The 12,071-nt window shown below is 73.1% G+C and carries 13 protein-coding genes; 2 read left to right on the top strand and 11 right to left on the bottom strand.

Translation table 11 applies throughout. From position 1 onward, the window contains the following. Window positions 1-484: CAP domain-containing protein (locus PV341_RS39020; RefSeq protein ID WP_500360276.1), on the top strand; the 484-nt coding region annotated here is incomplete at its 5' end. Between the two features lie 151 nt (window positions 485-635). Here PV341_RS39020 and PV341_RS39015 read toward each other — a convergent pair. Continuing rightward, on the bottom strand, window positions 636-1,514 hold the full coding sequence (locus tag PV341_RS39015; protein ID WP_500360275.1) for an aminoglycoside phosphotransferase family protein: 879 nt from the start codon (window positions 1,512-1,514) through the stop codon (window positions 636-638). A gap of 111 nt (window positions 1,515-1,625) precedes the next feature. On the opposite strand from PV341_RS39015, the gene PV341_RS39010 reads away from it, so the two are divergent. Continuing rightward, window positions 1,626-2,084: a winged helix-turn-helix transcriptional regulator gene (locus tag PV341_RS39010; RefSeq protein ID WP_500325651.1), complete on the top strand. Its 459-nt coding sequence runs from the start codon at window positions 1,626-1,628 to the stop codon at window positions 2,082-2,084. Here the strand turns inward: PV341_RS39010 and mutM are convergent. The 10 genes from mutM to PV341_RS38960 form a co-directional block, all read right to left on the bottom strand. Beyond that, window positions 2,027-2,926: a bifunctional DNA-formamidopyrimidine glycosylase/DNA-(apurinic or apyrimidinic site) lyase gene (gene mutM / locus PV341_RS39005; RefSeq protein WP_500325649.1), complete on the bottom strand. Its 900-nt coding sequence runs from the start codon at window positions 2,924-2,926 to the stop codon at window positions 2,027-2,029. The genes PV341_RS39010 and mutM overlap by 58 nt on opposite strands. 94 nt (window positions 2,927-3,020) lie before the next feature. Beyond that, window positions 3,021-3,770 (bottom strand): ribonuclease III, encoded by a 750-nt coding sequence (gene rnc, locus PV341_RS39000; protein ID WP_500325647.1) that lies wholly within the window; start codon window positions 3,768-3,770, stop codon window positions 3,021-3,023. 19 nt (window positions 3,771-3,789) lie between these two features. Next, on the bottom strand, window positions 3,790-3,963 hold the full coding sequence (gene rpmF / locus PV341_RS38995) for a 50S ribosomal protein L32 (RefSeq protein WP_026251550.1): 174 nt from the start codon (window positions 3,961-3,963) through the stop codon (window positions 3,790-3,792). A 2-nt stretch (window positions 3,964-3,965) separates the two neighbouring features. Continuing rightward, the gene (locus PV341_RS38990; protein ID WP_500325645.1) at window positions 3,966-4,505 is read right to left on the bottom strand and encodes a YceD family protein; all 540 of its coding nucleotides are present in this window, start codon (window positions 4,503-4,505) and stop codon (window positions 3,966-3,968) included. Window positions 4,506-4,683: 178 nt separating this feature from the next. Then, window positions 4,684-5,751: an ATP synthase subunit B family protein gene (locus tag PV341_RS38985; protein WP_500325643.1), complete on the bottom strand. Its 1,068-nt coding sequence runs from the start codon at window positions 5,749-5,751 to the stop codon at window positions 4,684-4,686. A gap of 10 nt (window positions 5,752-5,761) precedes the next feature. Next, entirely contained in the window at window positions 5,762-6,241 is a 480-nt protein-coding gene (gene coaD, locus PV341_RS38980; protein WP_499514202.1) for a pantetheine-phosphate adenylyltransferase, read from the bottom strand. 35 nt (window positions 6,242-6,276) lie between these two features. Next, window positions 6,277-6,858, bottom strand: a complete 582-nt coding sequence (gene rsmD, locus PV341_RS38975) for a 16S rRNA (guanine(966)-N(2))-methyltransferase RsmD (RefSeq protein WP_500360274.1) — start codon at window positions 6,856-6,858, stop codon at window positions 6,277-6,279. A 71-nt stretch (window positions 6,859-6,929) separates the two neighbouring features. Then, window positions 6,930-7,448, bottom strand: coding sequence for a hypothetical protein (locus tag PV341_RS38970; protein ID WP_499514200.1), 519 nt, complete (start codon window positions 7,446-7,448; stop codon window positions 6,930-6,932). Window positions 7,449-7,543: 95 nt separating this feature from the next. Further along, on the bottom strand, window positions 7,544-9,742 hold the full coding sequence (gene recG / locus PV341_RS38965; RefSeq protein ID WP_500325639.1) for an ATP-dependent DNA helicase RecG: 2,199 nt from the start codon (window positions 9,740-9,742) through the stop codon (window positions 7,544-7,546). A 622-nt stretch (window positions 9,743-10,364) separates the two neighbouring features. Next, on the bottom strand, window positions 10,365-12,038 hold the full coding sequence (locus tag PV341_RS38960; protein ID WP_500325637.1) for a DAK2 domain-containing protein: 1,674 nt from the start codon (window positions 12,036-12,038) through the stop codon (window positions 10,365-10,367). Between the last annotated feature and the right edge of the window lie 33 nt (window positions 12,039-12,071).

Below are 12,071 nucleotides of genomic sequence, written 5' to 3'. Positions count from 1 at the left end.
GACCCCCACCGCTCCGCAGCCCTCCGCGTCCTCCGCGCCGGCCACCGTCCCCTCCCCGCCCGCGGCCACCCTCGTGCCGGGCGGCGACGAGGCGCAGGACGGCGACCAGAGCGTCGCCGAGGTCTCCGTCCTCGCCCTGGTGAACACCGTCCGGGCCACCGCCGGCTGCCGGCCGCTGCGCGACGACAAGAAGCTCTCCGAGCTCGCCTCCGACTTCAGCGCCGACATGGCCGCCCGGGCCTTCTTCGACCACACCGACCCCGACGGCGACGACCCCTGGGACCGGGCCGCGCAGGCCGGCGTAAAGGACCTCGGCGGCGAGAACATCGCCCGCGGCCAGGCCACGGCCCAGGAGGTCATGGACGCGTGGATGAACAGCGAGGGGCACCGCGCCAACATCCTCAACTGCGACTACAAGACGATCGGTGTCGGCGCCGTCTTCGGCGACGGCGGCCCCTGGTGGACGCAGGACTTCGGCTACTGAGCCGGCCACCGGCCGTCGGCGCTCCGTTGAGCGCCGACGGCTCCGGGTACGTACAGGTGGGCGTGGTCGAGAAGGACACGCCGCCGGAGGGCGGCCCGGCAGCCTCCCGGAGCAGGTGGCGCCCGGGGTTCGGGCCGGTGTGCGTCCTGCCCTAAGGAGCGGTGAGTGCCGCCTCGATCGAGGAGCCGTGGCGCTCCAGCCAGGCCTCGCGGCGTTTGATCTGGTCGCCGACCCCCTCGTGCCACATGCGGGCCCAGCCGCCGCCCTCGGTCTCGGCCATCCGCTTCATGGAGAACCACGCGCGGCGGGTCCGGAGCACGGCGACCTCCAGCAGGCGGCCGCGGTCAATGCCGGACAGGCCGTACGCGTCGGCGAGGAGGCGGCAGCGCCGGGGGACGTCCACGTCGCGCAACTGGGGGTCGGCGTCGGCGGGGTCGCCGATGGGGGCCCAGTAGAGCATCGCGTTGTGGATCTCCTCGACCCTGGGAACCGGCCTGGCCAGGTCGAAGTCGATGAGCGCGGCGGCCCGGCCGGCCCGGAAGACGATGTTGTCCGGCGTGAAGTCCATGTGCCCGATCACCTCGGCGGGATGCGCGGGCGCGGGAGGCATGTCCGGGTGCGGCGCGGGACCGGCCGGGGCCTGGACGCCGTCGGGTGGGGTGAAGCCGGCTACCGCGTCGTCGTAGGCGCGGACCAGGCGGCCGACCGAGACGAGGCGGCCCTCGTCGGCGATCCAGGCGGGCCGCGGCCGTCCGGCGACCTCCCCCGCCACGTAGGTCAGCACCTCCCGGCCGGCGGTGTCGATGCCGAGGAGGCGCGGCGCGCCGGGGAATCCGACGTCCTCCAGGTGACGGAGCAGGGCGTGCACCAGGGGGCTGTGGGCGCCGGTCGGACGGCGGACGGTGTCGCCGACGCGGACGACGCCCTCGGTCACGTCACCGCCGATCAGGGGGATCTCCGGCTGCGGCTCGGCGGTCTCGGCGTAGGTGGCGGCGGGGGCGGGCGGAGCGGGCGGGCCGTCGGGAAGCATCCGCCCATTGTGCGCCGTACGGCCCCGGCCACGCCGGGGGTTCGGGGCCGTAACTCACCGAGGGGAAGCGCAACCCCACGGGTGGCGCTGTGGACGAGTACGCTCACGCCCATGGAGACGTCCGTTCGGGCCGGCGACGCCACCGGCGGCAGCGGTGGTGCCGGGGCGGCGAACCCGGAGTACGACGTGTTCGCCCGCTCGTGCCCGTCGCGCCCCACGCTGGAGCACGTGACCGGCCGCTGGGGCTCGCTGACGCTGGGCGCGCTGGTCGACGGGGCACTGCGGTTCAACGAGCTTCGCCGCCGCGTCGACGGGGTGAGCGAGAAGATGCTCTCCCAGACCCTGCACGCGCTCGAACGGGACGGGCTGGTGCACCGCGAGGCGCAGCCCACCAACCCGCCGCGGGTCGACTACAGCCTCACACCGCTGGGCCGGGACACGGCCGAGCGGCTGCTCGCCCTGATCGGGCTCGTGGAGTCGCGGATGCCGGAGGTGCTGGCGGCGCAGCGGCGCTACGACGGGCGGACGGTGACGGCGGACGTGCCGCCCGGACCGCGCGGCGGTCGCTGACAGCGCGGGCAGAAGTAGCTCGACCGGTTCATCCAGGGACGGCGGCGGATCGGGGTGCCGCAGCGGCGGCAGGGCTCGTCCTCGCGGCCGTAGGCGTCCAGGGAGCGGTCGAAGTAGCCGGACTCCCCGTTGACGTTGACGTACAGGCTGTCGAAGCTCGTGCCGCCGGCGGCGAGGGCGTCGGTCATGACCTCGCGGATGTGGGTGAGCAGTTCGGTGGTGACCGGGCGGGTCAGGGTCGCGGTCGGCCGCTCGTAGTGCAGCCTGGTGCGCCACAGCGCCTCGTCCGCGTAGATGTTGCCTACCCCGCTGATCAGCGATTGGTCGAGCAGCGCCCGCTTGATCGTGGTGCGGCGGCGGCGCAGCGCGGTGTGGAAGGCCGCGTCGTCGAAGCGGGCGTCGAGCGGGTCACGGGCGATGTGCGACAGGGGGACCGGCAGCCGCTCGGGGTCGCCGGGCACGCACTCGTGCAGCGACAGGCCGCCGAAGGTGCGCTGGTCGACGAAGCGCAGCTCCGTGCCGAGGTCGTCCTCGAAGCGGATCCGGATCCGCAGGTGGGTCTCGGCGGGCGCGTCCTCGGGCTGGACGAGCAGCTGGCCGCTCATGCCCAGGTGCCCGAGGAGCGCGAGCGGGGAGTCCTGGAGCGGCAGCCACAGGTACTTGCCGCGGCGCAGGGCGGGACCGAAGGTCTGCGCCGCCAGCCGGTCGGCGAAGTCCGCGCCGCCGGCGAGGTGGCGGCGCACGGCGCGGGCGTGCAGCACCTCGGCCCGGGCGACGGTGCGGCCGCTGACCCAGCGGTCCAGACCGCGGCGTACGACTTCGACCTCGGGCAGCTCCGGCACGCGGCGCGCTCCTCTCGGAAGGCGGTTCCCCGCCCGGGGAACCGGAAGGCCCGCCCGGTCGGCCTCGGGGGCCGGCCGGACGGGCCTGACGGGTTCAGCTCGCGACAGTGCCGTTCGCCTCGCGCTTGGCGCGGATCCCGCGCCAGGCGGCCTCGGCGGCCTGCTGCTCTGCTTCCTTCTTGCTGCGGCCGGTGCCGGTGCCGTACTCGACACCACCGACGCGGGCGGCAGCCGTGAAGGTCTTCTCGTGGTCCGGTCCGGTCTCGGAGACCACGTACTCCGGGACACCGAGGCCCTCGCCCGCGGTGAGTTCCTGGAGGCTGGTCTTCCAGTCCAGTCCCGCCCCGAGGTTGGAGGACTTCTCGATCAGTGGGTCGAAGAGCCGGTGCACCAGCTCCGACGCGGCGTCCAGGCCCTGGTCCAGGTAGACCGCCCCGATCACCGCCTCGAGGGTGTCCGCGAGGATCGACGCCTTGTCCCGGCCTCCCGTGCCCTCCTCGCCCCGGCCGAGGCGGACGAAGCTGCCCAGGTCGAGGCCACGGCCGACGTCGGCCAGGGCTCGGGAGTTGACCACCGCGGCCCGCAGCTTGGCGAGCGTGCCCTCCGGGAGGTCCGGGTGGGTGCGGTAGAGCGTGTCCGTGACCACCAGGCCGAGCACGGAGTCCCCGAGGAACTCCAGGCGCTCGTTGGTGGGCAGACCGCCGTTCTCGTACGCGTACGAGCGATGGGTCAGCGCACGCACCAGAAGGGCGGGTTCGAGTGTGTACCCGAGCCGCCCTTCCAGAACCGCGGGGGACGAGGCTGCCTTACCGGCGTCCGTCGACGTTGCGCCGTCTGACGACATGGAGCCCCTCACCCGCCGATCAGACCTCGAGGACCTGACGACGGTTGTAGGTGCCGCAGCTCGGGCACGCGATGTGCTGCTGCTTCGGCTCGTGGCAGCGCTCGCACGCCACCAGGCTCACGGGCGCAGCCTTCCACTGCGAACGGCGGTGGCGCGTGTTGCTGCGCGACATCTTCCGCTTGGGAACAGCCACGGCTACTTCTCCTGGTTCTCGTCGGCGCCGTCCTCGGCACCGCTCAGCTGGATTTCCTGCAGGGCCGCCCAACGGATGTCGGTGACCTCGTGGTGGTGGTCCGGGTCGTCCGCCAGCCGCGCCCCGCAATCGGAGCACAGACCGGGACAGTCGTCCTGGCACACCGGCTGCAGCGGCAGTTCGAGAACCACCGCGTCGCGCAGCACGGGCTCGAGGTCGAACAAGTCGCCCTCGAGGAAGAGAGTGTCCTCCTCCTCGGCGTCGTCACCGGCGTCGGCGGCACCGTGGTGCCCACCGGTCCGGGTGTCGGCGTCGGGGTAGGAGTACAACTCCTGGAACTCCGTCTCGAGCTCACGCTCGAGCGGCTCCAGACACCTTACGCACTCCCCCGAGAGCGGTGCGCGGGCGGTGCCCGTGACGAGCACCCCCTCCATCACCGACTCCAGGCGGAGGTCCAGCTCGATCTCCGTGCCCTCGCGGACACCGATGACCTCGATGCCCATGTCCTTGGGGGCCGGCACCGAGCGGGAGACCTTCTTCATCGCCCCAGGACGACGACCCAGCTCGTGCGTGTCGAACACGAGCGGGTTGCGGTGGTCGAGGCGGGTGTTCAGGGCTCCTGCTTTCTTCGGTTCGGCGCGTGCCCGTCGCCACGACGGCGGGCACGCCAAAGCGCCGGGGATCACACGGCTGAGGGATCAGGATACCGGTCCCCCGGGCTCAGCCCAAACCGCGCTCCTGCTCCAGCTCACGCAGCCGGTTCAGGTCGATCATGCTGGTGTCGAAGAAGCTCGTCTCGTCGAGCGCCGCGCCCTGCCCCTGCTGGTGCTGCTGCGGGACGTACTGCTGCTGCTCGTAACCGCTCTGCTGCGGCTGCTGCCAGCCGTAGTTCGGGTCGTAGTAGGCCTGCTGCGGCTGGGCGGCGTACGGGTCGGCGTACTGGCCCTGCTGCTGGTACGGGTCCGGCTGCTGGACCTGCTGCTGGTACGGGTCCGGCTGCTGGTAGCCGTAGTCGGGCTGCTGGACCGCGTTCGGGTCGTACTGGTAGTCGCCGGGGGCCACGGGGGCGGCCAGGCCCGCGAGGTACTCGGCGTCGGACTGCCCGGGGACCTGGCCCTCGGGGTCCGCGTCGTGGGCGCCCAGTTCGTCCATGGGGCGGTGGCCGGTCAGCTTCAGGCGGCCCCGTCCGACGGCCTCCAGGGTCTTGCTGAGCACCGCCTCGAAGGCGCCCAGCTTGGCGTCCACGTACTCGTCCGCGCGGCGGCGCAGCGTCTCGGGGTCCCCGCTGCGCTCCGGCGCGTCGTCCTCGTCCGCGTACGGGTAGCCGTTCTCGTCGAGGGCCGGGCCGTGGCCCAGCAGCTTCTCGCGCCCGCGGTCCACCGAGCCGATGGTCTTGGTCAGCACGACCTCGAAGTTGGCGAGCTTGCTGTCGACGTAGTCGTCGGCCTCGGCCCGGATCTCGGTGGCCTCGCGCTGCGCCTCCGTGACGATGCGCTCGGCCTCCTGCTGCGAGCGGCGGGCGATCTCGGTGTCGGAGATCAGCGAACCGCGTTCCGCGTGCGCGGCGCCGATGATCCGGCCGGCCTCGGCCCGGGCCTCCTCGACCATCTGCTCCCGCCCGCCCAGCAGCTGCTGGGCCTGGGAGAGCGAGTCGGGCAGCGCCGACCGTACGTCTTCGAGCATGGCGAGCAACTCGGCACGGTTGACCACGCAGGAGGCCGACATCGGCATGGACCGGGCGGCCTCCACGGCGGCCACGATCTCGTCGAGCTTCTTCTGGACGTCCACGTTCCAGACTCTACTGCTGCGCGAGCTTCTTCTTGAGGGCCTCCAGCACGACGGGGGGCAGCAAGTGCGCGACGTCGCCGCCCCATTGCGCCACCTCCTTGACGAGGCTGGAGGACAGGAAGCTGTAGGTGGGGTTGGTGGGGACGAACAGGGTCTCCACGCCGGACAGCCCGTTGTTCATCTGGGCCATCTGCAGCTCGTAGTCGAAGTCGCTGACCGCGCGCAGGCCCTTCACGATGGCGGGGATGTCGCGCTGCTTGCAGAAGTCCACCAGCAGGCCGTGGAAGGCCTCCACGCGCACGTTGCCGTACCCGGCGGTGACCTCCTCGATGAGGGCGATGCGCTCCTCGATCGAGAAGAGGCCCTTCTTCGACTTGTTGATCATCACGGCCACGTAGACCTCGTCGTACAGGCGCGAGGCTCGGGCGATGATGTCGAGGTGTCCATTGGTGACGGGGTCGAAGGACCCCGGACAGACTGCGCGGCGCAACGGTGACTCCTCGCTCTGAGGGTTCTGCGGGTGGTTCATGACGCGTCGGTGACGTCGGCGGCGCGACCGTACCAAAGCGTCCCTTCGCCGTACCGCCGGGCCCTGATCCCTTCGTACCCCTCGGGCCAGTGGAATTCCCCGCCTCGGGTGCTCCTCTCCACGGTGGCGACGGCGTCCGCGTCGAGCCAGCCCTGCGTACGGAGTGTGAGCAGGATCTCGCGCAGCTCGTCGTCGGTGACGGCGTACGGCGGGTCCAGGAACACCAGGTCGTACGGCTCCGCCGGAGGCGGTCCCGCGACGACCTTCTCGGCCTTTCCGGCCCGCACCTCGGCGCCGGGCAGCCCGAGGGCGCGGACGTTCTCCCGGATGACGCGGGCGGCGCGGGGGTCGGACTCGACCAGCAGCACGTGCGCCGCGCCACGTGAGAGCGCCTCCAGGCCGACGGCACCCGATCCCCCGTACAGGTCGATGACCCGCGCCCCGTGCAGAACGCCGCGCAGCGACTCCCAGGTGGAGAACAGCCCCTCCTTCGCCCGGTCGGAGGTGGGTCGGGTTCCGTTGCCCGGCGGCACGGCCAGGCGGCGGCCACCGGCGGCTCCGGCGATCACGCGGGTCATCTGCGGCTCATTCGTCTCGTGGGCGGGGGGGAGCGGCGCCGTCGCGGCGCCGCTCCCCCACGATACGTAGGTCAGTCCCGGCCCTGCTCTTCCACGGCCCCGACGAGCGCCGGCGAGGCGTAGCGCGACCAGGACAGGCAGCCGTCGGGCGGGCAGTGCTCGGGGCGGCGCGGGTCGTGACCGAGCTCACGCAGCTTCGTCCGGACGGAGTCGGGCGTACGGCCGAAGCGCGCGGCCACGCGGGCGATGGACTCGCCGTCGTGGAACCGGCGGACCAGTTCCTCCTCGTGCTGCGGCACCCAGGGCGCGCCGTGCCCCGGGAACAGCTCGCGCAGCACGTCACGGTCGGGTATGGGCTCGGCCACGTCGGCCACGAGGGCGAGGGCGCGCAGGGCGCGGTTGAGGGCGATGCGCAGGGACGGGACGTCGGTCAGCGGCAGCGTGAGCGTGCCGGAGGCGAGGAGGGTGTCCGGGTCGTCCTCGGACCAGCCGGCCAGGGTCAGGGTGACGGTGGTGTCGTCGTCGCTGGAGAGCTCGATCCGGAAGACCTTCTCACCGAGCGGCAGTTCGTTGAGGTGACGGAACGACATGAAATCAGCCCCCAAAGGTCCAACTACGCCTATTCCCGAGCGGATCGGCGCGGACTGTGTCCATTCTCCCAGGAGGCACTGACAATGACGGCCCGTCAGCCCTTGTCGAGGTACTGCTCGCGGTCCGCGTCGACCAGGCTCTCCAGCGCGCTGCGCAGGTCCGGCTGACCCTCCAGTCCGGGGTCCGCGGCGACCAGCGAGGTGGCCTCCTCCCGGGCCGCCGCGATCACGTCCTCGTCGTCGATCACCGTCAGCATGCGCAGCGACGAACGCGTCCCGGACTGGGCCTGCCCGAGGACGTCGCCCTCACGCCGCTGTTCCAGGTCGATGCGGGAGAGCTCGAAGCCGTCCAGCGTCCCGGCCACGGCGTCCAGCCGGGCGCGGGCCGAGGTCGCCTCCGGCATCTCGGACACCAGCAGGCACAGACCGGCCGCCGCACCACGCCCGACCCGGCCGCGCAACTGGTGCAGCTGCGAGACGCCGAAGCGGTCCGCGTCCATGATCACCATGGCGGTGGCGTTCGGCACGTTGACGCCGACCTCGATCACCGTGGTCGCCACCAGCACGTCGACATCGCCGGCGGCGAAGCGGCGCATCACGTCGTCCTTCGCCTCCGCCTGCATCCGCCCGTGCAGCACCTCCACGCGCAGCCCCGCCAGCGGCCCCTTGGCCAGCTGCTCGGCGATCTCCAGCACCGCCAGCGGCGGCCGCCGCTCCGCCTCGTCCTCCGCGGACTTCTTCTTCGGGTCCGGCTCCTCGTCGCCGATCCGCGGGCACACCACGTACGCCTGGTGCCCGTTCTCGACCTCCTCGCGCACCCGCTCCCAGGCGCGCGACAGGAAGTGCGGCTTGTCCTTCGCCGGCACGACGTGCGTGGCGATCGGCGAACGCCCGGCCGGCAACTGGTCCAGCACGGAGGTCTCCAGGTCGCCGAAGACCGTCATCGCGACGGTGCGCGGGATCGGCGTCGCCGTCATCACCAGCAGGTGCGGCGGCTGCTTGGCCTTGCCCCGCAGCGCGTCGCGCTGCTCGACACCGAAGCGGTGCTGCTCGTCGACCACGACCAGCCCCAGGTCGTGGAACCCCACCTTGTCCTCGATCAGCGCGTGCGTGCCCACGACGATCCCGGCCTCGCCGGTCACCAGGTCAAGCAGCGCCTGGCGGCGGGCGGCGGCCCCCATGGAACCGGTCAGCAGCACGACCTTCGTGCCCAGGTCCGAGCCGCCGAGCATGCCGCCCTCGGCGAGGTCGCCCATCATCTCCGTGATCGACCGGTGGTGCTGCTGCGCCAGCACCTCCGTCGGCGCCAGCATCGCGGCCTGGCCGCCCGTGTCGACCACGCCGAGCATGGCGCGCAGCGCCACCATCGTCTTGCCGGAACCCACCTCGCCCTGGAGCAGCCGGTGCATCGGGTGGTCCGTCGCCAGGTCCGCGAAGATCTCGGCCGACACCTGCTCCTGGCCCTCGGTGAGCGTGAACGGCAGCCGCGCGTCGAAGGCCTTCAGCAGTCCGTCCTCCGCCGGCACGCGCGGCACGGCGGGCAGCGCGTCCTCCGCCGCCCGGCGCCGCGCGAGGGCCACCTGCAGTACGAACGCCTCGTCCCACTTCAGGCGCTCCTTGGCGATCATGATGTCGGCCTTGGACCGCGGGCGGTGGATCTTCTCCAGCGCCTCCGGCAGCGCCACGAGCCCGCGCGACTCCCGCAGCGCGGCGGGCAGCGGCTCGCCCGTGCCGGACCACTGCGTGGCGCCGAGGGAGGTCAGCACGGTGTCGACGGTCTTCGCGATCGTCCACGAATTGACCTGCTTGCACGCCGGGTAGATCGGGATCAGCCGGGCGGCGAAGGCGTCCACGGCCTCCTTGCCGTCCTCGGCGTCCAGCAACTGGTACTCGGGGTGCGCCAGCTGCAGGGCCCGGTTGAACACGGACACCTTGCCGGCGAACATGCCGCGGCGGCCCGGGAGGAGGTCGTGCTCCGGCTTGAACACCCCCCGGCCGAAGAAGACCAGGGTCAGCGAGCCGCTGCCGTCCGTGACGACCACCTCGAGGCGCGACTTGCCCGGGCCGTAGGTCTTCTTCGTCGCCTTGGCGACGCGCGCGACGACGGTGACGTGTTCGTCCAGCGGGAGGTCGGACAGGCGCGTCAGCTCGCCGCGTTCCGCGTAGCGGCGTGGGTAGTGGTGCAGCAGGTCGCCGACGGTGCGCAGGTCGAGATGGTCGGCGAACACCTTTGCGGTGCGGCCGCCGACGGATTTTGCGAGCGGTTCGTCAAGGGCAGCAGACATCGCGTCCATCTTTGCGCACGGGGCCGACAAAGTTTGTGTTGCGGCCCGGGGTGCTGCGGCTGCGCCGGGCTGCCCGGGTGGTCGTGTACGGGTGCGTTGCGCCTGCGGCGGGCGGTTTCCCCGCCCTCCCTCCCTCCCCCAGCCTTCGGCCGGGGGGACCCCCATCCGGCGCGGTCAGTGACCGCCTCGCTGCGTACGTTGTGGGTCGGTGCCGCGCCGGCGCACGCCCCTAGCCTTCGGCCGGGGGGACCCCCATGGGGGCACCCCGCCACACCCCCTTGGGTCGTGTGGGCGACTAACGGCTGGTGGGGGTTCGGAGAGCGGTCCGGGGTCGCCACAGGTGCCCTACTCACCCCCCACCGGCCGTCAAGCGCCCCAACCGGCATGAGGGGGTGTGGCGGGGTGCGCCCGGAAGCGACGAGCGGCGGACCCGGCGCCGAATACTGCAGGGATAAACCGCGAGCGCTGTGGGGGAGTGCGCCGGCGCGGCCCCGACCCAGGCGCACGGTGCGAGACCCGCACCAACCGCGCCGGATGGGGGTCCCCCCGGCCGAAGGCCGGGGGGAGGGAGGGCGGCGGGGAAACCCCAACAGCAACCACAACGGCGCCGCACGCGGCGACGCGGGGGCGGCTACTCGACGCCGATGAGGAGGGGGCACGTTTCCTGGCCGCCGTCGTAGACGACCGTGTCGACCGCGAGGTGGCTGTCACGGACGTGCGCCTCGAGCCGGTCCGCCAGGTCCGCGGGCGCGTCGGACCCGATGACGAGCGTGACCATCTCCCCGCCCGCGGCGAGCATGCGGTCCAGGACGATGATCCCGGTCTCGACGAGGTTGCCGCCGATCACCGCGACGTCCCCGTCGATGAGGCCGAGGACGTCCCCGGCCTGGCAGACGCCGGCCATGGTCCAGGACTGGGCCTCCGCGACGGCGAGCTCGGCGTAGCGCGTGGCGCCGGCCGCGGAGGTCATGGCGACGACGTCCTCGTCAAAGCGCCGGGTGGGCTCGTGGACGGCGAGGGCGGCGATGCCCTGCACCGCGGACCGGGTGGGGATGAGCGCCACGCGGACGCCCTCCGTGCGCGCCTGTTCGGCCGCGGCGCCCACCGCGTGCCGCAGTTCGACGTCGTTGGGCAGCAGGACGACCTCGCGGGCGTGCGCACGGCGGATGGCCTCCGCGATGTCGCCGCTCGCGGGCGGCTCCCCGGGCCGTACGGCGACCACGGTGGCCCCGGCCTGGGTGCACAGCTCCGCGAGGCCGTCGCCGCGCACCACCGCGACCACGGCCCGGAGCGTGCGCTCGCCCCGCCCGCCGGTGGCCCCGCGGCGGCCCTGCTCGAGCGCGCGGGCCTGGTCGCCGAAGTGCGTCACCTTGATGCGGTACGGCCGTCCCGCATCGATCCCGGCCTCGATGGCGGCGCCCACGTCGTCGACGTGGACGTGGACGTTCCACAGCCCGTCCCCGCCGACGACGACGAGGGAGTCGCCGAGCCGGTCCAGCCGGGTGCGCAGCGCGGGGACGGCGCGGTCGGGTGCCTCCAGGAGGTAGATGACCTCGAAGTCCGGCCCGCCGGGCACCGCGTGCGGGTCCGCGCCGTCCCCGCCGGTCGCGCAGCCGTAGGGCACGACCTGGGACGCGCCCCTGGGCAACGGCACCCGCAGGGCGTCGTCGAGCGGGCCCATCGGGGCCTGTCCCGAAACCGCGTCCGCGAGGGCGCCCAGGACGGCGACGAGGCCGCGGCCGCCGGCGTCGACGACACCGGCGTCGCCGAGGACGGCCAGCTGCCGCGGAGTTGCCGCCAGGGCGAGGCGGGCCGCCTCGTACGCGGCCCGGGAGACCTCGTGGACGTCGCCGGTCACGGCGGCGGCCGCCTCCGCGGCGGCCGTGGCGACGGTGAGCATCGTGCCCTCGACCGGATGCGCGACGGCCTGGTAGGCGGACTCCGCGGCCCGGCGCAGGGCCGGCCGCAGGTCGCCGGCGTCCTCGGCGAGGACCTCGGCCATGCCGCGCAGCAGTTGGGCGAGGATCGTCCCGGAGTTGCCGCGTGCTCCTATGAGCGCGCCGTGCGCCATGGAGCGCAGGCACGAGGTGAGGTCCGGGATGCCGCCCGAGGCGGCGTGGCCCTCGAAGACGGCGTCCACGGACTGGGCGGCGGACTCCACGGTCAGGAACAGGTTCGTGCCGGTGTCCCCGTCGGCGACGGGGTAGACGTTGATCGCGTCGATCTCCTCGCGGGCCCGGCCGAGCGCCTGGAGGGACAGCCGGCACCATGCGCGCACCGCGGGAGGGTCGAGCGTCGGCGGCACGTGTTCCTCCTGCGGGGGCGGCCGGGGACCTGG

The sequence above is a fragment of the Streptomyces sp. PA03-1a genome (assembly GCF_033792805.1).
GTDB lineage: Bacteria > Actinomycetota > Actinomycetes > Streptomycetales > Streptomycetaceae > Actinacidiphila.
This window is presented reverse-complemented; position numbering and strand designations above follow the sequence as displayed.